Source organism: Paracoccus stylophorae, from assembly GCF_028553765.1.
Taxonomy (GTDB): Bacteria; Pseudomonadota; Alphaproteobacteria; order Rhodobacterales; family Rhodobacteraceae; genus Paracoccus; species Paracoccus stylophorae.
This window is the reverse complement of the sequence record NZ_CP067134.1, coordinates 1,793,056-1,813,986: the sequence shown is the minus strand read 5'-3', so window position 1 is coordinate 1,813,986 and position 20,931 is coordinate 1,793,056. Positions and strand designations below refer to the sequence as shown.

Genomic DNA, 20,931 nt, shown 5'->3' with positions numbered 1-20,931 from the left:
CTATCCCTTCAGCAATGCGGCGGTGGCGATGGCCGCGATCCCTTCGCCGCGGCCGGTAAAGCCCAGCCTTTCGGAGGTGGTCGCCTTGACGCTGACGCGATCCTGCGGAACGTCCATGATCTCGGCCAGACGCGCCTGCATGGCGGCGGCGTGCGGGCCGATCCGGGGCGCCTCGCAGATCAGGGTGACATCGCAATTGCCGAACGAAAACCCTCGGCTGCGGGCCAGATCGGCGGCGTGGCGCAGAAAGATTGTGCTGTCAGCGCCTTTCCATTGCGGGTCCGAGGGCGGGAAATGCCGGCCGATATCGCCCTGGGCCAGCGCGCCATAGATCGCGTCGGTCAGCGCGTGCATCCCCACATCGGCGTCCGAATGTCCGACCAGCCCGGCATCGTGCGGCACCCGCACCCCGCACAGCCAGACATGATCGCCCGGTCCGAACGCGTGCACGTCATAGCCATTGCCAAGTCGGATATCCATTCCTGCCCCCAGAATACGTTCGGCCCGGGCGAAATCGGCCGGGAAGGTGATCTTCAGATTGTCTTCGCTGCCCGTGGTGATGGCGACGTGAAGCCCGGCCAGACGCGCCAGTTCCACGTCGTCCGCGGCGTCGTGCGGATGCGCCAGATGCGCGGCCAGGATCGGCTGGAACGCAAAGCCCTGCGGCGTCTGCGCGCGAAACAGCCCGTCGCGGGGGGCGGTGCCGGTGACCCTGCCGCCCTCGCCGCGCCACAGCGCATCGCTGACCGGCAGGGCGGGGGCTGCGGCCTGCGCGCCGTTCTGCAACGCCGCGATCACGCCGCCGATGACCTCGTCGCTGACCAGCGGCCGGGCGCCGTCGTGGATCAGGACATGGGTGATGGCGCTGTCGCGCAGCGACAACAGGCCGTGGCGCACGCTTGCGGCCCGCGTCTCGCCGCCTGCGACGATGGTGACGCTGCCCGCGAACAGGTCGATGGCGCGGCCCATGTCGTCGGGATGGACGACCAGCACGATCCGCTCGAACCCGGCAAAGGGCGCAAGCGCGCGGGCCAGGACCGGCACCCCGGCCAGCGGACGCCATTGCTTGGGATCGCCCGCGCCCGCGCGGCTGCCGCGACCGGCCGCCGTGACGATGGCGGCAAAGCCTGCGGGCGCGTTCAGGCTCATGCGTGATCGGGCGTGTCGCCCTTGATCGCGGCCGCGAAAGCCGTGCGGTAAAGACGCGACAGTTGCGCCAGATCGCCGGCGTCCTCGCCCATCTGGATCGACATTCCGCCAAAGATGCCGACCTGCGCGACGGGGATGCCGGCCCGTTCGGCGGCTTGCAGCAGCGCATTGGCGCCGTCTGCCTCGCAGGCCACCAGATAGCGGGCCTGATCCTCGCCGAACAGTTGCGCGATGTCGTCGCTGTCCAGACGCACGCCGATGCCCGCGGCCTCGGCCATCTCGAACGCCGCCAGCGCAAGACCGCCATCGGAGAGATCGGTCGCGGCGCGCAGATGGCTGCGATTGGCGCGCAGGAATTCTCCGTGGCGGCGTTCCGCATCCAGATCGACATGCGGCGCATCGCCCGTCTCGATCCCGAACGCCTCGTGCGCCAGCGCAGATTGCGCCAGATGACCCTGCGTCGTGCCGATCACCAGTGCCAGATCGCCGTCGCCGGGCAGGCCGCCGATCAGATGCGACAGGTCTTCCAGCAGGCCGACCCCGCCGATCGTGGGCGTGGGCAGGATAGCCTTGCCGTCGGTCTCGTTATACAGCGACACGTTGCCCGACACGATGGGAAAGTCCAGCGCCCGGCAGGCCTGACCGATGCCCTGGATCGCGCCGACGAACTGGCCCATGATCTCGGGCTTTTCGGGATTGCCAAAATTCAGGTTGTCGGTCGTCGCCAGCGGCGTCGCCCCCACGGCGCACAAATTGCGATAGGCCTCGGCCACGGCCTGCCGTCCGCCCTGAACCGGGTTCGCCTTGACATAGCGCGGCGTCACATCGGCGGTGAACGCCAGCGCCTTGTCGGTTCCGTGCACGCGCACCACGCCCGCGCCCAGTCCGGGGCCGCGGATCGTGTCGGCGCCGACCTGGCTGTCATATTGTTCCCAGACCCATCCCTTGTGGGCGTAATTGGGCGACCCGATCAGCGCGCGCAGCGCCGCCACGGGCCGGATCGCGGGCAGGGCGGGGGCGTCGCCGGGCGCGGGGGTCTCCACCCACGGACGGTCGTATTCGGGCGCGGCCGAGGACAGTTTCGACAGCGGCAGATCGGCCTTCACGTCGTTGCCGTGCAGGATCAGAAAGCGGTCTTCGGCGATGGTTTCCCCGACAATGGCGAAATCCAGATCCCATTTCTCGAAAATCTCGCGCGCCTCGGCCTCTTTTTCGGGCTTCAGCACCATCAGCATCCGTTCCTGGCTTTCCGACAGCATCATCTCGTACGCGGTCATGCCGGTTTCGCGCTGCGGCACCGCGTCCAGCCGCAGCTTGATGCCCAACCCGCCCTTGTCGCCCATCTCGACCGCCGAGCAGGTCAGACCCGCAGCGCCCATGTCCTGAATGGAAATCACCGCGTCCGAAGCCATCAGTTCCAGACACGCCTCCAGCAGGCATTTTTCGGTAAAGGGATCGCCGACCTGAACGGTGGGGCGCTTTTCCTCGATCGTGTCGTCGAATTCGGCGCTGGCCATGGTCGCGCCGCCCACGCCGTCGCGGCCGGTCTTGGCGCCCAGATACACGACCGGCATGCCCACGCCCGAGGCGGCGGAATAGAAGATGCGGTCGGCATCCGCCAGACCCGCGGCAAAGGCGTTCACAAGGCAGTTGCCGTCATAGGAGGCATGAAACCGCACCTCGCCGCCGACATTGGGCACGCCGAAGGCGTTGCCATAGGCGCCGATCCCCTCGACCACGCCTTTGACCAGATGCGCGGTGCGGGGATGTTCGGGCCGCCCGAAGGACAGCGAATCCATCGCCGCGATGGGGCGGGCGCCCATGGTGAAGACATCGCGCAGGATGCCGCCCACGCCGGTCGCCGCACCCTGATGCGGCTCGATATAGCTGGGGTGGTTGTGGCTTTCCATCTTGAAGACCACGGCCTGACCGTCGCCGATATCGACGACGCCGGCATTCTCGCCCGGTCCGCAGATGACCTGCGGGCCGTCCGTGGGCAGGGTGCGCAGCCATTTCTTCGAGGATTTGTAGGAACAATGTTCGTTCCACATGGCGCTGAAGATGCCAAGTTCGGTAAAGGTCGGTTCGCGGCCGATGATGTCCAGGATGCGGTCATACTCGTCGGGCTTCAGCCCGTGCGCGGCGATCAGATCGGGGGTGATCGTCGGTTCCTGCATATCCGGCCCTTCCTGCCCGTGGGTTCACGCGGCTTGTAGGACGAGACGGCGGACTTGGGAAGGGCGGCACCGCCGGGCAAAGGCGGCCCGACCGAAAAAAAAGAGCCGGGCACAAGGCCCGGCCTAAGTCCAACAGGGAGGTAGAAGGTGATGCGCGATGAAGCAGACCATCGCCTTCGCAGCCAGATTTAGAGGCAGGGCGTTAACGGATCAAGTCTAATCATGCTGCACCCGCAGCATAACCGGCATGCAGTTGCCGAATAGCTACACGCGAAAGTTGTAGATTCGCCTGCGGCTAGCTGAAGATCTGCGCAATATCCGATTGAATTTCGACGCTTTGGCGCGATCAGGGGGCCAAGGCGTCGATCTTTTGCCGGCGATAGGACTGGATCTCTTCCAGAACAAAATCGCGGAAGGCGGCAACCCGCCGGGTCTGACGCAATTCCTCGGGATAGGCCAGAAAGACCGGCACCTCGCCCGACTCGATCTCGGGCAGCACGCGGACCAGACCCTGATGATCGACGATCAGGTAATCGGGCAGAACGCCGATGCCGACATTGGCCAGCACCCCCTGCAACACGCCGAAATAGTTGTTGACCGTCAGGGTCGAGCAGATGTTCTGGGCCATGATCTCTTGGATCAGGCGCGCGCCGGCGGCGACCTGGGGCTGATCGGCCTTCTGGCACACCAGCCGGTGACGCGACAGGTCATCCATGCTGGAGGGGATGCCCGCCTTGTCCAGATAGGCCTGCGTGGCGTAAAGCCGCATGCGGATATTCAGCAGGCGGCGGCGGATCAGGTCGGACTGGCTGGGTTCCTTCATGCGGATGGCGACATCCGCCTCGCGCATGGGCAGGTCCAGAACCCGTTCCTCAAGCATCAGGTCGATCTTGAGATCGGGGAATTTCTCATACAACTTGACCAGTCGCGGCGCCAGCCACAGCGAACCGAAGCCGACCGTCGTGGTCACCTTCAATTCGCCCATGACGTTTTCCTCACTGTCGCGGATGCGCGCCGACGCCCCCTCAAGCTTGCGCGACATGGCCGAGGTCGCGTCGAACAGCAATTCGCCCTGTTCGGTCAGAATCAGTCCGCGTGCGTGACGGTGAAACAGCGTGGTCCCCAGCATCTCTTCCAGCGCGCGGACCTGCCGGCTGACCGCCGATTGCGACAGTTGAAGAACGTCCCCCGCATGTGTCAGGCTGCCTGCATCGGCAACCGCGTGGAATATTCTTAGCTTGTCCCAGTCCATTGCTGTTACAATCCTGCGTGGTCTGCCATGCATTTTTTGCAAATCGCATTTCCCTCTGCCCGTCCCTCACGGCTGCGTCAAGCACCGATTTTTTTCTTCATCAGTCAGCATTTCTGACCTATAATCGGGCCCAACGCCTTCGGGCACTGGAGGAGACGCAGGATGAGCAAGCAGGAATTCTCGCTAGCCGACCGGTTCGATCTGTCGAAGTCGCATGTGTTGCTGAACGGCACGCAGGCGCTGGTGCGGCTGATGCTGATGCAGGCGGCGCGCGACAGGGCGGCGGGGCTGGATACGGCCGGTTATGTCACCGGCTATCGCGGATCGCCCCTGGGCGGCGTCGATCTGCAGATGATGCGCGAGGGCAAGCGGCTGGCGGAAGCCAATGTCCTGTTCCAGCCGGGGTTGAACGAGGATCTGGCGGCGACCGCCATCTGGGGCAGTCAGCAGGCCGAATTGCGCGGCGAGGGCAAGCATGACGGCGTCTTTGCGCTGTGGTACGGCAAGGGGCCGGGCGTGGACCGCACCGGCGACGTGATGCGTCACGCCAACATGGCGGGCTCGTCGAAACATGGCGGCGTCGTCATGGCGATGGGCGACGACCATACCGGCGAAAGCTCGACCGTGCTGCATCAGTCGGACTGGGCGATGATCGACGCCTATATCCCGGTGCTGTCGCCGGCGGGTGTGCAGGAAATCCTGGATTACGGGCTTTACGGTTTTGCCCTGTCGCGGTTCGCGGGGGTGTGGACCGGGCTGAAGACGATGAAGGACACGGTCGAGGCGACGGCCGTCGTCAACGGCGATCCCGACCGGCTGAAATTCGTCATTCCCGATTTCGACATGCCCGAGGGCGGTCTGAACATCCGTCTGGGCGACACGCCGGTCGCGCAGGAAGCCCGGATGATCGACTACAAGCGGTGGGCGGCCGAGGCGTTTTCGCGTGCCAACCGCATCGACCGCAAGCACTGGGGCAAGCCCGGCGCCAAGATCGGCTTTGTCGCTGCCGGCAAGAACTGGCTGGATCTGGTTCACGCCCTGTCGTTGCTGGGCATCGACGAGGCCGAAGCCGAGCGTCTGGGCCTGACCACCTACAAGGTCGGGCAGACCTGGCCCTTGGACATGAAATCCATGCAGGAATGGTCCGAAGATCTGGACCTGGTCGTCTGCGTCGAGGAAAAGCGCAAGCTGATCGAGGTGCAGCTGAAAGAGGCGATCTTCGACAATCGCCACGGCCGCCGCGTGCATGGCTGGAAACACGACCGCACCCACGAGGAACTGTTTCCGACCCGCTACGCGCTGGACCCGGTGATGATCGCGCAGAAGATCGGCGGCATCCTGATCGAGGAAGGCCGCGGCACCGAACATATCAAGGCCGGGCTGGAACGGCTGACCGAGGTGCGCCGCAACGACAACGCCCCCGAAATCGCCACGCGCACGCCGTGGTTCTGTTCGGGCTGTCCGCACAACACCTCGACCCGTCTGCCCGAAGGCAGCCGCGCCTATGCCGGGATCGGCTGTCACTATATGGTCCAGTGGATGGGCCGCGAGACGACCGGCTTCACCCATATGGGCGGCGAGGGCGTGAACTGGGTCGGCGAGGCGCCCTTCAGCACCAGAAAGCATGTGTTCCAGAACCTTGGCGACGGAACCTATAACCATTCCGGGTCGCTGGCGATCCGCGCGGCCATCGCTGCCAAGACCAACATCACCTACAAGATCCTGTATAACGACGCCGTCGCCATGACCGGCGGGCAGCCGAACGAGGGCGATCTGGACGCCCCGCAGATCGCGCGCGAACTGACCGCGATGGGCGTCGATCCGGTGGTCGTGGTCTATGATGAAAAGGAAGACGTGGACCGCAAGCAGTTCCCGACCGGCATGCGGTTCGAGGAACGCGACGAGATGATGAACGTCCAGCGCGAACTGGAAAACGCCAAGGGCGTCAGCGCGATCCTGTATATCCAGACCTGCGCCGCCGAAAAGCGCCGCCGCCGCAAGAAGGGCCAGTTTCCGGACCCCGACCGCCGCGTGTGGATCAACCCCGATGTCTGCGAGGGGTGCGGCGACTGTTCGGTCCAGTCGAACTGCGTGTCGGTCGTGCCGCTGGACACCGAACTGGGCCGCAAGCGCCAGATCGACCAGTCCAGCTGCAACAAGGACTATTCGTGCCTCAAGGGGTTCTGCCCCAGCTTCGTCACCGTCAAGGGCGGAAAGCTGCGCAAGCCCAAGGCCGAGGGGTTCGACATTCCCGATCTGCCCGCCCCGTCGCTGCCGGCGATCGACGGCACCCATAACGTCGTCATCACCGGCGTCGGCGGCACCGGCGTCGTCACCATCGGCGCGGTGCTGGCGCAGGCCGCCCATGTCGACGGCAAGGGCGCGGGCATGATGGAAATGGCCGGGCTGGCCCAGAAGGGCGGCGCGGTCCACATCCATCTGCGTCTGGCCGACCGCCCCGAGGATATCAGCGCCATCCGCGTGGCCACGGGCGAGGCCGATTGCGTGATCGGCGGCGATCTGGTGGTGACGGCCGGCGCAAAGACCATCGGTCTGATGACGAAGGACCGGACGGGCGCGGTGGTCAACGATCACGAGATCATCACCGGCGAGTTCACCCGGTTCCGCGATTTCCAGGTGCCCTCGGACCGGCTGAAGATGTCGTTGCAGGCGCGTCTGGGCGAGAAGGTGGCGTTCTTCGACGCCAACGATCTGGCGCTGCGGATGCTGGGCGATTCGATCTATTCCAACATGCTGGTTCTGGGCGCCTGCTGGCAGCAGGGCCTGATCCCGCTGAGCGAGGATGCGATCCGCACCGCGATCCGGCTGAACGGCGCCAAGGTCGATGAGAACCTGCGTGCCTTCGACATCGGGCGGTGTGCCATGGTCTTCCCGGATCTGATGAAGAAGCCGGCGGAAGTGTCTGAAATGCCCGTTGATCCCGTCGCCTATCGCGAGGCGCGTCTGGTCGAATACCAGGGCAGGAAGCTGGCACGAAAGTTCCGCAAGCTGGTCGATGCCGCGCCCGCCCAACTGCGCGAAAGCGTGGCGCGCGGCTATTTCAAGCTGCTGGCCTACAAGGACGAATACGAGGTTGCGCGGCTGCATCTGACCACCGCCGACCAGATCGCCCGGATCTGGGAGGGCGAGACGACCCTGTCCTTCCATCTGGCCCCGCCGACCCTGCCCGGAACCGATGCGGACGGACGGCCGAAAAAGCGCGAGTTCGGGCCCTGGATGATGAAGGCGTTCCGGGTGCTGGCGGCGATGAAGGGTCTGCGCGGCACGCCGTTCGACCCGTTCGGCTATGCCGCCGAGAGGCGTCGCGAACGCGCCATGATCCGCGAATACGAGACGGACATGCGCGAGGTTCTGGCCAAGGTGGACGATGCGACCATGCCGGTTGCCGTTGAGTTGGCCGAACTGCCGCTGAGCGTGCGCGGCTTTGGCCCGATCAAGGACGCGGCCGCCGACGCGGCCGCCATCCGGCGCCGGGAATTGCTGGATCAGTTCCGCGCGGGCGGGGCGCCGATGCGGCAGGCGGCCGAGTGAGATCGGTCATTCCCAAACGCCGCGCGGCGTCCTAGAACGGCGCGCGGCAAAGGGGTAAGCGACATGGCGGTCGGCGTTTTCGATTCGGGGCTTGGCGGGCTGACGGTTCATCAGGCGATTGCCGCCCGTCTGCCCGATCTGCCGCTGATCTATCTGGGCGACAACGCCCATGCGCCCTATGGCGTGCGCACCGCCGACGACATCTTCGATCTGACCTGCGCGGGGGTCGAAAGGCTGTGGCAGGACGGGTGCGATCTGGTGATTCTGGCGTGCAACACCGCCAGCGCCGCGGCACTTCGCCGGATGCAGGAAACCTGGCTGCCGCCCGGCAAGCGCGTCCTTGGGGTCTTCGTCCCGATGATCGAGGCGCTGACCGAACGGCAATGGGGCGACAATTCGTCGCCCCGCCCGGTCGCGGTCAATCAGGTGGCGCTGTTCGCAACGCCGGCCACGGTCGCCAGCCGCGCCTTTCAGCGCGAACTGGCGTTCCGCGCCGTGGGCGTCGACGTCGAAGCCCAGCCTTGCGGCGGCGTCGTGGATGCCATTGAAATGGGGGACGAAATCCTGGCCGAGGCGCTGGTGACCAGCCATGTCGAGGCGCTGCTGCGCCGGATGCCGCAGCCCGAGGCCGCGATCCTGGGCTGCACGCATTACCCGCTGGTCGAAGGCGCGTTTCAGCGCGCATTGGGCCCGCATGTGCGGGTCTATTCTCAGGCGGGGCTGGTGGCCGACAGCCTTGCGGACTATCTTCAGCGTCGGCCCGAATATCAGGGCGGCGGCACGCCGTCGAAATTCCTGACGACGGGCGATCCGGTGCGCGTCTCGGGCAAGGCGACGCAGTTCCTGCGCCGTTCGATCCGTTTCGAGGCCGCATGAGGAGGGCGCGATGGCCGGTCTGAAATCGTTGAAGAAACGTCGCCGCGCGCAAGTGCTGATGGCTGCGGCCGGGGCGTTGCTGATTGCCGTGGTGCTGATCGGATACGGCTTTCGCGACGGCATCAATCTTTACCGCTCGCCCACGCAGATCAGCGCGGCGGCACCCTCGCCCGACGAATATTTCCAGCTTGGCGGGCTGGTCAAGGACGGCTCGATCGTCAATCGCGACGGGGTCGAGTTCGATTTCGTCATCACCGATGGCGCGGTCGAGATCCCGGTCAGCTATGTCGGACACGATCCGCGACCGGATCTGTTCACCGAAGGCCAGGGCACCATCGCCAAGGGGTATTACCGCGACGGGCGGTTCGAGGCGGAAAGCCTGCTGGCCAAGCATGACGAGACCTATATGCCGCGCGAGGTCGTGGACACGCTGAAGGAAAGCGGGGTCTATCAGGACCCCAATTCCTGACGGTGGCGCCCGTGGCGGGCGTCGATGGGTATTTGGACAAAGAAGAAGCAACGCGCGGCGGGTTAACGGAGGATTAACCGGCCTGTTCCAGTTTTCTGGCGTCCGCCGAGGGGGCGGCAGACCGAAGGGGACTGGAATGCCGAGCGTCGAAGACATTGCACGAGAGATTGTCGCCCGCGAGGGCGGCTTTGTGAACGACAAGGACGATCCGGGCGGAGCCACGAATTTCGGGGTCACCATCGGCACGATGCGGTCGTTGGGGCTGGACCTGACCGGCGACGGCAAGGTCGACACCGCCGATGTCCGCGCGCTGACGCGGGCGCAGGCCGAACGGATCTTCGTCGAACATTATTTCCGCAAGCCGCGTCTGGCAGATCTGCCGGACCCGGTGCAGGCCAGCGTCTTCGACATGTATGTCAATGCCGGCGCGAACGCGGTCAAGATCCTGCAACGGCTGGTGTCGCGAATGGGGTTTTCCGCCGCAGCGGACGGCGTGGTCGGCCCGCGCACCATCGCGGCGGCGTCCGAGGCGGCCGAGGCCGCGCCGCTGCATATCGCGGATGCCTATGGGATCGCGCGGCGAAACTATTACTACGCGCTGGCCGATCAGCGGCCCGCCAGCCGCAAATACGCCCGCACCCGCGCCGGCGGAAAGGGCGGCTGGATCACCCGTGCCGAGACCTTCATCGCGCCCCGATACCACCTGACCGACGCCGAACATCGCGAAAGGACCGCAAGATGGGCATGATCGACCGTTTCCTTGGGCTTGGCCCCGGCGTCAGCGCCCTGGGCAGCGCCGCCACCGGCATGGCCGAGGTGTTCACGCAGAACGCCACGCGCAAGATGGAACTGGAGGAAGAGGCCTATGCGCGCGCGATCACCCAGTTGGGACAGGAATTCGAGATCGCGCGGGCGGGGTTCTTCGACAGTCTCGTCAACGGGCTGAACCGGCTGCCACGGCCGTTGCTGGCACTGGGAACGATGGGGCTGTTCGTCTATTCGATGGTCGAGCCGGTGGGGTTCGGTCTGCGGATGCAGGGTCTGCAACAGGTGCCCGAGCCGCTGTGGTGGTTGCTGGGGGCGATTGTCGGCTTCTATTTCGGCGCGCGCGAGGCGCATTATTTCCGCCACCGGGTCTGGCCCACCAGCCAGGTGACGCGCACCGAGGTCGAAGGCGCGTCCCCGCAACCCCTCGTGGCGGTCCGGACCGACGACGATTTCGCCGACAATGCCGCGCTGCGCGACTGGGCGGCGGGCTTGCGCGAATAGGTCGCACGCAAAACTGAAGACCATCGACAAAGGGGGGGCTTTCCCCCCTTTTTTCGTATCCCTATGCTGGCGGCAACAAAGGACCGCCCGCATGATCGCTGAAATCGGCCATTTCGCCCTGACGCTTGCCTTCGCGGTGGCGCTGTATCAGATGATCGTCCCGATGATCGGGGCGGCCAGGGGCTGGACCGGGTGGATGGACAGCGCGCGCCCGGCCGCGATGGCGCAGTTCGGGTTGACAGGGCTGGCCTTTGCGGCGCTGACCGTTTCGTTCGTGACCTCGGATTTCTCGCTGAAGCTGGTCTATGAGAATTCGCACACCGCCAAGCCGATGCTGTACAAGATCAGCGGCGTGTGGGGCAATCACGAGGGCTCGATGCTGCTGTGGGTGCTGATCCTGTCGCTGTTCGGGGCGGCGGCCGCGGCGTTCGGGGGCAATCTGCCGCCCAGCCTGCGCGCCCGCGTCCTGGGTGTGCAGGCGGCGATCGGGGCGGCGTTCTATGCCTTTATCATCTTCACCTCGAACCCGTTCCTGCGGCTGGCCAATCCGCCGTTCGACGGGCGCGACCTGAACCCGCTGTTGCAGGACCCGGGCCTCGCGTTTCATCCGCCGTTTCTGTATCTGGGCTATGTCGGGCTTTCGATGGCGTTCAGCTTTGCCATCGCCGCGCTGATCGAGGGGCGGGTGGACGCCGCCTGGGCGCGGTGGGTCCGGCCCTGGACGCTGGCGGCGTGGATGTTTCTGACCGTGGGCATCGCATTGGGGTCCTGGTGGGCCTATTACGAGCTGGGCTGGGGCGGGTTCTGGTTCTGGGACCCGGTCGAGAATGCCAGCTTCATGCCCTGGCTGCTGGCCGCCGCGCTGCTGCATTCGGCCATCGTCGTGGAAAAGCGCGAGGCGCTGAAAAGCTGGACGATCCTGCTGGCGATCATGGCCTTCGGGTTTTCGATGATCGGCACCTTCATCGTCCGGTCGGGGGTCATCACCTCGGTCCACAGCTTTGCCAGCGATCCGGCGCGGGGCGTGTTCATCCTGGCGATCCTTGCGGTGTTCGTCGGCGGCGGGCTGACGCTGTATGCCGCGCGCGCGGGCGAGATGACGGCGAAAGGCGTGTTTTCGACCTTTTCGCGCGAAGGGGCGCTGGTCCTGAACAACGTCCTGCTGGCGGTCGCGGCCTTCGTCGTCTTCGTCGGCACGATGTGGCCGCTGTTCGCCGAACTGATGTGGGATCGCAAGCTGTCGGTCGGAGCGCCGTTCTTCAACAAGGCGTTCACGCCCTTCATGATCGTGCTGGCCATCGTCCTGCCCCTGGGGGCGATCATGCCGTGGAAACGCGCCACGCTGTCGCGCGCCATCAGACCGCTGAGGGGCGCGCTGATCCTGGCGGTCGCGGTGATGCTGCTGGTCTGGGCGGTCTCGACCGGGCGCAGCGCGATTGCGGTGATCGGGGCGGGGCTGGGCGCTTGGCTGATCGCGGGGGCGGTGGCCGAACTGGTCCACCGCACCGGCAAATCGGGCCTGTCGCGCCTGATCCGGCTGCCGCGCGCGGATTGGGGCAAGGCGCTGGCCCATTCGGGGCTGGGCGTTACCTTCATCGGCGTCGGCCTGCTGACCGCATGGCAGACCGAGGACATCCGCGTGGCCCGGATCGGCGAGCCGTTCGATCTGTCGGGATACCGGATCATCCTGACGGGCGTGGATGAGGTTCAGGGGCCGAACTATCTGTCGACCATGGCGACGATGCAGGTGACCCGGAACGGGCGGCAGGTCGCGGTGATGCACCCCGAAAAGCGGGTCTATCCGGTGCAGGCGATGCCCACGACCGAGGCTGCGATCGACAACGGCATCTTCCGCGACATCTATCTGGTGATCGGGGATGCGCAGGCGGACGGGGGCTGGGCGGTGCGCAGCTATATCAAGCCGTTCGCCAACTGGATCTGGGCCGGCGCGATCCTGATGGCGCTTGGCGGCGTCGTCAGCCTGTCTGATCGCCGCTATCGCGTCGCCGCCGGGGCGCGACGCAGCCCGGCCCGCGCGGTGCCGGCGGAATGAGACGGCTGGTCCTGATCCTGACCCTGCTGCTGAGCCTGCCCTGCGCCGCGCTGGCGGTGCAGCCCGACGAGGTGCTGGCGAACCCGGCGCTGGAGGCGCGGGCGCGCGACATCTCGCAAAAGCTGCGCTGTCCGATCTGTCAGGGCGAGAATATCGACGAATCGAACGCCGCCATCAGCCGCGATCTGCGGCTTTACGTGCGCGAAAGGCTGGTGGCCGGGGACAGCGACGACCAGGTGATCGACGCCGTGGTGGACCGTTTCGGAGAGTTCGTCCTGTTCGAGCCGCGCGCCCGCGGCGGCAATCTGGTGCTGTGGCTGGCGGGGCCGGTCATGGCGCTGATCGCGCTGCTGGTCGCGGCGCGCTTCATGCGCGCGCGGTCGCGTCCGGCGCCCGATCCGGCGGAGCTGTCCGGCGAGGAAAAGGCGCGTTTGCGGAAAATCATGCGCGACTGACGCGGGGTCCGCCTTTCCCTGCGCGCGGATTGCGGCATCATGGCCGCGAATAGCTTGGGGGCATGCATGAATTTTCAGACCATACAGTTCAACGTCAGCGACGACATCGCCACGCTGATCCTGAACCGGCCGCAGGTGATGAACGCCTTGAACCGGCAGATGCGGGCCGAGATCACCGAGGCGCTGACCCGCTTGCCCGCAGGCGTGCGCTGCGCGGTCATCACCGGGTCGGGCAAGGCGTTCTGTTCCGGTCAGGATCTGACCGATACCGAGGCCGCGCGCGATCTGGAAAAGACCCTGCGCGACGAATACGAACCGATGCTGCACGCCGTCCGGAACTGCCCCGCGCCCGTCATCGCGGCGGTGAACGGGGTGGCGGCGGGGGCGGGCGCCAATCTGGCGCTGGTCGCCGACATCGTGATCGCGGCGGAAAGCGCCAGTTTCATCCAGGCGTTCACGCGGATCGGGCTGGTGCCCGATGCCGGCGGAACCTGGGCCATTCCGCGCGCGGTGGGCGCGGCGCGCGCCATGGGCATGATGCTGTTCGCGGACCCCGTTCCCGCGCGTCAGGCCGCCGATTGGGGCCTGATCTGGGAGGCGCTGCCCGATTCCGAATTCGCCGAAGGCGTGGCCGCGCGCGCCCGTCAGCTGTCGCAGGGTCCGACCTCGGCCTTTCTGTCGATCCGGCAGGCGGTGGCGGAAAGCCTTGACAACGATCTGGAAGAACAGCTGCAACTGGAGGCGCGGTTGCAGGGCAAGGCCGGGCGCAGCGCCGATTTCCGCGAAGGCGTCGCGGCGTTTCTGGAAAAGCGCAAACCGGCCTTCACCGGCCGCTAGGCGATCTGGGCAAAGCGGGGGGCGTGGCCGCGATTGTCGAAGAACGGCACCGTGTCCGGCTGCGGCAGCGGGGTGTCGTGGCTGACCGCGCCGGCCAGTTCGGCAATCTCGGCCAGCACCACCTCGGTGATGAAAGGCAGATCCAGCGCGCGCGCCTGGTGCAGGGGCACCCAGTGCAGATGCGACAATTCGTCGCAGGCGCGCCCGAAATCATCCGGGTCGCCGCAGATTTCGGCGGCATCGGCGACGAAGAAATAGGCGTCGAACCGGCGCGGGCGGCCGGGCGGGGTGATGGCGCGAAATACGTATTGCAGCGCCGATGCGCTTGGGCTGAGGCCGGTTTCGGCATAGCCGGGCCATGTGCTGGCCGGCCCATCCTTTCGCCCGATCAGCAGGCCGGTTTCCTCGGCCAGTTCGCGCAACGCGGCGGCGGCGATGGCGTGGGGGACGGGGCTGACATCCCGCGGCTCTTTCAGCAGGCGGTCGCGGTGCAGCCCGTCCAGCGGACTGGCCAGCGGCGCCGCGGCATCCGCGGCATCGACAGCCCCGCCGGGAAACACGTATTTCGACGGCATGAAGACCGCGCTGGCACCGCGCATTCCCATCAGCACCGACGATTCGCGGGCGGTCCTGCGCAGCAGGATCATCGTGGCCGCGTCGCGGATCGGCTGATCGCCGGGCGCGGCGGTCATGTGGATGCGGGTTCCGCGCCGCCAAAGCCGTGCATTCGCTGCGACCATTGCAGGCCGATGAACGCGCCCTTGATCAGCGGCAGCAGCAGCAGCGACAGGATCACCGCGCCCAGGCCGAATGACAGAAGCATCGTCATCGCCGACGGACGCCACAGGACATAGCTGATCAGCAGCAGCGGCGCGCCCAGATGCGACACCAGAAGGATCGTCAGATAGGCCGGCCCGTCATCGGCGCGCTGATGGTGCAGCGCCTCGTGGCATTCGGGACACTGATCGGCGACCTTCAGATAGCCGCGAAACAGCCTTCCGTTGCCGCAGGCCGGGCAGCGGCCGCGCATTGCGCGCAGCATGGCCGGGCGAAGCGGACGTTGGCTTTCGACCGGGGCAGAGGGGGTGATCTGGACCTGGGGTTGCATGACGGGCGGCTCCGTATCGCTGAGGGGTCGCGCGGGCGCGACCGACGCCCCCAATGTAGGGTCTTGGCCGCCGTTTCGCCAGCCCCCCGGCAGCCTAGGCCGCGCGTTCGGCCTGCGCCAGCATGACGCGGTTGCGGCCAAGCGTCTTGGCCGACATCAGCGCACGGTCGGCGCGTTCCAGCGAGGTTTCGGCCAGCCGGTCGGGCGCGGCGGCGGGGTTTCGGGAATGGCCGATCGCCACGCCGATGGAGAGGGTGATGGCCACCTGTCCGCCGCCCGACAGATCCGGCAGCGCGATGGGGCGCGCCTCGACCGCGCGGCGCAGATCCTCGGCCCGCCGCCATGCCTGCGCCTCGTCGGTGGCGGGCAGCACGGCCAGAAACTCTTCCCCGCCAAGCCGGGCGGTGATGCCGTCGCCCGCCATTGCGGTTTCCAGCCGGTGGGCGACATCGCGCAGGACCGCATCGCCCGCGGCGTGTCCGTGACTGTCGTTAATCCGCTTGAAGCGGTCCAGATCCAGCGCCATCACCGCAAAGGGCGCATCGTCGCGCAGCGAATCGCGCGCGATTTCCGTCAGGCGCGGCAGGGCATAGCGCCGGTTGTAAAGTCCGGTCAGCGGGTCGGTCATCGCCCACAGCATGTTGCGCCGCGCCTCGGCCCGGCGCCTGTCGCCCTGCTGCTTGCGCGCCAGCTGCATCTGCAGGGCCAGCGTCGCGATCTCGATGCCCGCATCGCCGCCCAGATCCAGCGGCAGCACCTCGCCCGCGCCCAGATCCAGCGCGATGGCCGACAATTCCGCCCGGTCGGGCGCGGTGGCGATCACGAAGGCCGCGTCGCGCGATCCGGTGCGCGACCGCAGTTCGGACAGCAGGCGCAGACCGTCGCCGCGCCCCTCGATATCGGCGGCGATCAGATACAGGTCGGCGGCGCGTCCGCCCGCCGCCGCGCCAAGCGCCTCTTCCGGGGTGAAGACCGAGAACCGGCAGGCCAGCCGGCGTTGCAACAGATGCCGCCATCGCAGCGCGCGCGCGGCATCGTCCGCGACAAGCGCCACCTGCCGCGTGGGCGCCGGCCCGGCGAAGGCCGCGGGCGCCTCGGCCATCGACCGCTGCGGCTCGATCCCCGATCCGGCGTCGCGCAGCAGGCCGCGAATGCGCGCCAGCAGCATCTGTTCGTCCACCGCCGGGTCCAGAACGGCGGTCGCGCCGGCCTGCAACGCCTGAAGCCGGGTTTCGCCGCCGGCCAGCATCAGGACCGGGATCGCCGTGCAGTCGCGGTCGCGCGCAAGGTCGCGGCAGATCTCGGCCTGGGTGCGGCCGGCAAACCCGCTGCCCAGCACGATCAGATCGGGGCGGCCGTCGCGGGCCTGTTGCAGCAACTGGCAGGCCGTCGCCGCCGTCAAGACGTCATAGCAGGCAGAGGCAAGGCGCACCTTCAGCGTGATGCGCATCGTCGCCATCCCATCTGCCACCAGGATGCGTGCTGTCATCGGACGGGTCGTCCCTTTACTTGCCGTGTCTGAGGACGGACCCTGTCACCAACTTCTTAACAAACGGTTTCGACGTGAATCGGATCGGCCGATTTCCGCCGACGGAATGAAAGGACACAAGATGGCGCAGAGTGCCGACAGCGCGCAGGACCTGGCGATGGCCGGGCTGATCTATATCGTCGAACGACCGGAACTGGCGGCGACATTTCTGGGCGCGACCGGCCTGCAGGTGCAGGATCTGCGCGAGATGGCAGGCCAGCCCGAGATGAGCCTGCACGTCCTCGATTTCCTGCTTGAGGACGATTCGCGGGTTCTGGACGCTGCCAATGAACTGGATGTGCGGCCGCAGGATTTCCTGTCGGCGCGCGTCGTGATGGCGGGGCCGGGCAGCTATGGCTGGGAGGCGGATTAGATCGCGGGCCTCGGCATCCGTCCGCATTTGCGATTTCTTCACCTCCGGCCGCTAGGGTGATCCGCCAGAGAGGTGGACAGATGCACAGGCTTGTGTTCCGGGCGGTCGAGGAATTTCTTTGCGACACCTATGGTGACGCGGTGTGGGCCCAGGTTCTTGCCGGCTGCGAGGCCGAATCGGCCAACCAGCAGGCTTCGCCCGAAGCCTTGTCCGTGTCGCGCGACCGCTCCGAACGGCTGATCCCGATGGCGGCTTCGCGGCTGGACAAGCCCGTGGCCGAGTTGCTGGAAGACATGGGCGCATGGCTTGCCCGCCGAGAGCCGATCCGCCGGCTGATGCGATTCTCGGGCCGCGATTTCGAGGATTTCGTCATCAGCCTTGAGGAACTGCCGGGGCGCGCGCGGTTTGTGATGCCCGATCTGCGGATGCCGCGCATCGACGTGGTGCACGAACCCGGCCGGACGCTGCGGCTTGTGCTGGCGCCGTCTGCGATGGGCTGGACGTCGCTGTTTGCCGGGTTGGTGCGGGTGATGGCCGACGATTACGGCGCGCTGAGCGTGATCGAGGTCGAGGGAAGCTGCGTGATCGTCAGCATCTCGGACGACGCCTTCGCCGCGCCGCGCGAATTCCGGCTTGGCCAGGCCTTGCCGCGCGAAGGGGACCTGCCGGCATGAGCGCGCGGACGCACGGGTGCGTTCCGCCCGCCTTGCCGGCGCCTGCGCTGGACCGGCTGCTGCCCATGCATCTTTGGCTGAACGGGGCGGGCGCGATCCTGTCCGCCGGACCCACCTTGCGCAAGCTGATCGGCACGGGTCACGGCCATCTTCATGAGGCATTCCAGAACGGGCGCGCGGGCGCCGCGGACGATCTTGTGTCACTGATCCGCCAGTGCGCGGGTCGCGAGGAGCGTCTGTTTCTGCGGATGCGCGCCGCGCCGCATCTGAACCTGCGCGGCCACGCGGTCGCGGCGCAGGACGATTCGCTGCTGTTGAATCTGGGCTTCGGCATCGGCTTGCACGACGCGGTGCGCGCCGCGCATCTCACCGACCGCGATTTCGCACCCCCAGAGCTGGCGATGGAGCTGCTGTTCATGCGCGAGGCCATGGGGGGCGTGATGGCCGAGTTGTCGCGGTTCAACAACCAGCTTGAGGCCGCGCGCGAGGCCGCCGAGATCCAGGCCCATACCGACCCGCTGACCGGGCTGTGCAACCGGCGCGGGCTGGAGGCGGCGCTGGCCCGCGCGATGCGGACCGCGCGCGGGAACATGGCGTCGGACCCGGATGCGGGCTTCGCGCTGGCGCATCTGGACCTGGATCATTTCAAGCAGGTCAACGACCGCATGGGTCATGCCGAGGGCGACCGGCTGCTGTGCCATGTCGCCGATGTGCTGCGGCAGGTGACGCGCCGCGACGACACCGCCGCACGTGTCGGCGGCGACGAGTTCGTGCTGATCCTCAGGGGGTTGCAGGATGGGGCGAAGCTGGACCGGCTGGCCCGGCGGATCATCGCGGAGATCGAGGCGGCGCTGGTGGATCGTCCCGACATCTGCCGCGTCTCGGCCAGTGTCGGCATCGTCATGTCGCGCTTTTACCGGGATGTGTCGGCCGAACGCATGCTGTCGGATGCCGACGCCGCGCTGTATCGGTCCAAGCGCGAGGGCAGGGGGCGGGTCACGATCCTGGACCGGCCGACGGACGGCAGCGATTGAAATGCGTGGTGCGGGGCGGCGGACAGGGCCGGCTGCGCGCGGCGTCCGGCGGATGACGGCTCGTGTTGGCTTGCCGCATCCGATGCTCTAATCCGTTGGGCATGGCACCGGGATTTCCCATCGCACAGCCGGGCATGTGCATCGGGCTTCTGGGCGGATCGTTCGATCCCGCCCATGAAGGCCATGTCCATGTCAGCCGCATCGCCAAGCGCCGGTTCCGGCTGGACCGGGTCTGGTGGCTGGTCTCGCCCGGCAATCCGCTGAAATCCCGCGGCCCGGCCCCGCTTGCAGAACGCATCCGCACCGCACGGCGGATGCTGCGCGATCCTGATATCGTGGTGACCGATCTCGAGGCGCGGCTGGACATGCGCCTGACGGTGGACACGGTCGCGGCACTGCGCGCGCTTTATCCCGGCGTGCGCTTTGTCTGGCTGATGGGGTCGGACAATCTGGTGCAGTTCGACCGATGGGATCGCTGGCAGGACATCGCCCGGATGGTGCCCATCGGCGTTCTGGCGCGGCCCGGTACGCGGATCGCGGCGCGGCATTCGCGGGCGGCGCGGATCATGCAGCCCTGGCGCCTGCCGCCGTCGCAGGCCGGCACGCTGGCGCTGCGCACGCCGCCGGCCTGGGTGCTGATCAATCTGCCGATGTCGGCGCAATCCTCGACCGCGATCCGCGCGGCGCGGCAGAACCTGATTGAAAAGGAGGGGGCAGGATGACCCGGCTGACACGACGCGGCCTGCTTGCGGGGGCGCTGGCGCTGCCGGCCTCGGCGGCCTGGCCGCAGGTGACGGGGCTGGCGCAGCGGCCGCCGCTGCGCCCGGCGCCGGATGCGGCCCGGATCGTGGCACGGTCCGGCCTGTCCGGGACGGTGGGATATGCGCTGCTGGACGCCGATGATGGGCGGGTTCTGGACAGCGGCGGCGCGATGGCCGCGCTGCCGCCGGCCAGCACGATGAAGGCGCTGACCGCGCTGTATGCGCTGGCGCGGCTGGGCCCGGCGCACCGGTTCCGCACGCGGGTGCTGCGGGCGGGCGACATGCTGGTTCTGGCCGGCGGCGGCGATCCGGTGCTGTCCACCGACGATCTGGCGCGACTGGCCGCCGATCTGGTGGCAAGCGGGCAGACATCGCCGCCGCGCTTTGCCGTCTGGGGCGGCGCGTTGCCCCGGCTGGCGCGGATCGTGCCCGATCAGGCCGATCATCTGGCCTATAATCCGGCGCTGTCGGGGATGATCCTGAATTTCAATCGCGTACATCTGGGCTGGCGCACCGCGGGCGGCGCCGTGCAGATGCGGCTTGAGGCGCGGGCGGCGGCAAATTCTCCGCGCGCCTATACGATCACGGTCGAGCCGGGCGATCATCGCGCCCTGTTCGCCTATCACGCCGACCCGCTGCACGAACGCTGGACCGTCGCGCGTTCGGCCGTGACCCGGCCGGGCAGCCGCTGGTTGCCGGTGCGCAAGCCGGAACTGTATGCGGGCGATGTCTTCCAGACGCTGTGCCGGGCCAGGGGGCTGGTGCTGCCCACGCCGGAAATCATCGACACGCTGCCGGAGGGAGACGAGGTCGCGTCGCTGGACAGCCAGCCGTTGCGGCAGATCCTGCGCGACATGCTGTACTTCTCGACCAACCTGACGGCCGAGGTGGTGGGGCTGCACGCCAGCGGCGCATCCGATCCCGCGGCATCGGCGGCGGCGATGCAGAACTGGTTGCACGCGCAGGGGCTTGGTCAGGGGTTCCGCCTGCACGATCATTCGGGACTGTCCGGCGAAAGTCGCGTCACTGCCCTGGGGCTGGCCCGCGCGATACTGTCGGCCGAGGGCGCGGCCGATCTGGCGCCGCTGCTGAAGCGCGATCCGCTGGCGGACGATCTGGGCGCGTTGCCCGACCGCGGTTTCCAGGTCGCCGCCAAGACCGGCACGCTGAATTTCGTGTCGAACCTGTCGGGGCATCTGCGCGCGGATGGCGGACACGCCGTCTTTGCGATCCTGTGCGCCGATGGCGCGCGTCATACGGCGACCACCGGTCAGGAACTGCCCGCGGGCGTGCGCGGATGGACGCACGAGGCCAAGACGCTGCAAGGGCAATTGCTGGCCGGATGGGCGCAACGCTGGCTGTAG

General features: G+C 67.3%; 19 protein-coding genes. 13 read left to right on the top strand and 6 right to left on the bottom strand.

The annotated features are described in order from the left end of the window. The 3 genes from JHW45_RS08845 to JHW45_RS08835 form a co-directional block, all read right to left on the bottom strand. Positions 1–1,149 (bottom strand): bifunctional 2-C-methyl-D-erythritol 4-phosphate cytidylyltransferase/2-C-methyl-D-erythritol 2,4-cyclodiphosphate synthase, encoded by a 1,149-nt coding sequence (locus JHW45_RS08845; protein WP_272860496.1) that lies wholly within the window; start codon positions 1,147–1,149, stop codon positions 1–3. Then, positions 1,146–3,326: a phosphoribosylformylglycinamidine synthase subunit PurL gene (purL, locus tag JHW45_RS08840; RefSeq protein WP_272860495.1), complete on the bottom strand. Its 2,181-nt coding sequence runs from the start codon at positions 3,324–3,326 to the stop codon at positions 1,146–1,148. The genes JHW45_RS08845 and purL overlap by 4 nt, the downstream gene beginning before the upstream one ends. A 346-nt stretch (positions 3,327–3,672) precedes the next feature. Continuing rightward, on the bottom strand, positions 3,673–4,578 hold the full coding sequence (locus JHW45_RS08835) for a LysR family transcriptional regulator (protein WP_272860494.1): 906 nt from the start codon (positions 4,576–4,578) through the stop codon (positions 3,673–3,675). A 162-nt stretch (positions 4,579–4,740) separates the two neighbouring features. Here JHW45_RS08835 and JHW45_RS08830 point away from each other — a divergent pair, with 162 nt between their 5' ends. The 8 genes from JHW45_RS08830 to JHW45_RS08795 all read left to right on the top strand — a co-directional run bounded on the left by JHW45_RS08830 (position 4,741) and on the right by JHW45_RS08795 (position 14,089). Next, positions 4,741–8,130, top strand: coding sequence for an indolepyruvate ferredoxin oxidoreductase family protein (locus tag JHW45_RS08830; RefSeq protein WP_272860493.1), 3,390 nt, complete (start codon positions 4,741–4,743; stop codon positions 8,128–8,130). 63 nt (positions 8,131–8,193) lie between these two features. Further along, the gene (locus JHW45_RS08825) at positions 8,194–9,006 is read left to right on the top strand and encodes a glutamate racemase (RefSeq protein WP_272860492.1); all 813 of its coding nucleotides are present in this window, start codon (positions 8,194–8,196) and stop codon (positions 9,004–9,006) included. Between the two features lie 10 nt (positions 9,007–9,016). Next, positions 9,017–9,475 (top strand): cytochrome c maturation protein CcmE, encoded by a 459-nt coding sequence (gene ccmE / locus JHW45_RS08820; protein ID WP_272860491.1) that lies wholly within the window; start codon positions 9,017–9,019, stop codon positions 9,473–9,475. Positions 9,476–9,611: 136 nt separating this feature from the next. Then, positions 9,612–10,223: a holin-associated N-acetylmuramidase gene (locus JHW45_RS08815; protein WP_272860490.1), complete on the top strand. Its 612-nt coding sequence runs from the start codon at positions 9,612–9,614 to the stop codon at positions 10,221–10,223. Then, positions 10,214–10,744 (top strand): holin family protein, encoded by a 531-nt coding sequence (locus JHW45_RS08810; RefSeq protein WP_272860489.1) that lies wholly within the window; start codon positions 10,214–10,216, stop codon positions 10,742–10,744. The genes JHW45_RS08815 and JHW45_RS08810 overlap by 10 nt, the downstream gene beginning before the upstream one ends. Before the next feature lie 91 nt (positions 10,745–10,835). Further along, a complete protein-coding gene (locus JHW45_RS08805; RefSeq protein WP_272860488.1) occupies positions 10,836–12,797 on the top strand; it encodes a heme lyase CcmF/NrfE family subunit in 1,962 nt (653 codons plus the stop codon). After that, positions 12,794–13,252, top strand: coding sequence for a cytochrome c-type biogenesis protein (locus JHW45_RS08800; RefSeq protein WP_272860487.1), 459 nt, complete (start codon positions 12,794–12,796; stop codon positions 13,250–13,252). The genes JHW45_RS08805 and JHW45_RS08800 overlap by 4 nt, the downstream gene beginning before the upstream one ends. Positions 13,253–13,318: 66 nt before the next feature. Continuing rightward, on the top strand, positions 13,319–14,089 hold the full coding sequence (locus JHW45_RS08795; RefSeq protein WP_272860486.1) for an enoyl-CoA hydratase-related protein: 771 nt from the start codon (positions 13,319–13,321) through the stop codon (positions 14,087–14,089). Here the strand turns inward: JHW45_RS08795 and JHW45_RS08790 are convergent. The 3 genes from JHW45_RS08790 to JHW45_RS08780 form a co-directional block, all read right to left on the bottom strand. Next, on the bottom strand, positions 14,086–14,781 hold the full coding sequence (locus JHW45_RS08790) for an NUDIX hydrolase (protein WP_272860485.1): 696 nt from the start codon (positions 14,779–14,781) through the stop codon (positions 14,086–14,088). The two genes, JHW45_RS08795 and JHW45_RS08790, sit on opposite strands and share 4 nt — an antisense overlap. Continuing rightward, positions 14,778–15,197 carry a DUF983 domain-containing protein gene (locus JHW45_RS08785; RefSeq protein WP_272860484.1) on the bottom strand — a complete coding sequence of 140 codons (420 nt, stop codon included), beginning with the start codon at positions 15,195–15,197 and terminating at the stop codon, positions 14,778–14,780. The genes JHW45_RS08790 and JHW45_RS08785 overlap by 4 nt, the downstream gene beginning before the upstream one ends. Before the next feature lie 94 nt (positions 15,198–15,291). Beyond that, a complete protein-coding gene (locus tag JHW45_RS08780; protein ID WP_272860483.1) occupies positions 15,292–16,686 on the bottom strand; it encodes a diguanylate cyclase in 1,395 nt (464 codons plus the stop codon). Between the two features lie 121 nt (positions 16,687–16,807). Here JHW45_RS08780 and JHW45_RS08775 point away from each other — a divergent pair, with 121 nt between their 5' ends. The 5 genes from JHW45_RS08775 (at position 16,808) to JHW45_RS08755 (ending at position 20,931) form a co-directional block, all read left to right on the top strand. After that, entirely contained in the window at positions 16,808–17,098 is a 291-nt protein-coding gene (locus JHW45_RS08775) for a DUF3572 domain-containing protein (RefSeq protein WP_272860482.1), read from the top strand. A gap of 80 nt (positions 17,099–17,178) precedes the next feature. After that, positions 17,179–17,772: a heme NO-binding domain-containing protein gene (locus tag JHW45_RS08770; RefSeq protein ID WP_272860481.1), complete on the top strand. Its 594-nt coding sequence runs from the start codon at positions 17,179–17,181 to the stop codon at positions 17,770–17,772. Beyond that, the gene (locus JHW45_RS08765; protein WP_272860480.1) at positions 17,769–18,806 is read left to right on the top strand and encodes a GGDEF domain-containing protein; all 1,038 of its coding nucleotides are present in this window, start codon (positions 17,769–17,771) and stop codon (positions 18,804–18,806) included. The genes JHW45_RS08770 and JHW45_RS08765 overlap by 4 nt, the downstream gene beginning before the upstream one ends. Positions 18,807–18,907: 101 nt before the next feature. After that, entirely contained in the window at positions 18,908–19,528 is a 621-nt protein-coding gene (locus JHW45_RS08760) for a nicotinate-nucleotide adenylyltransferase (protein ID WP_272860479.1), read from the top strand. Beyond that, the gene (locus JHW45_RS08755) at positions 19,525–20,931 is read left to right on the top strand and encodes a D-alanyl-D-alanine carboxypeptidase (RefSeq protein ID WP_272860478.1); all 1,407 of its coding nucleotides are present in this window, start codon (positions 19,525–19,527) and stop codon (positions 20,929–20,931) included. Before JHW45_RS08760 ends, JHW45_RS08755 begins: the two co-directional genes overlap by 4 nt.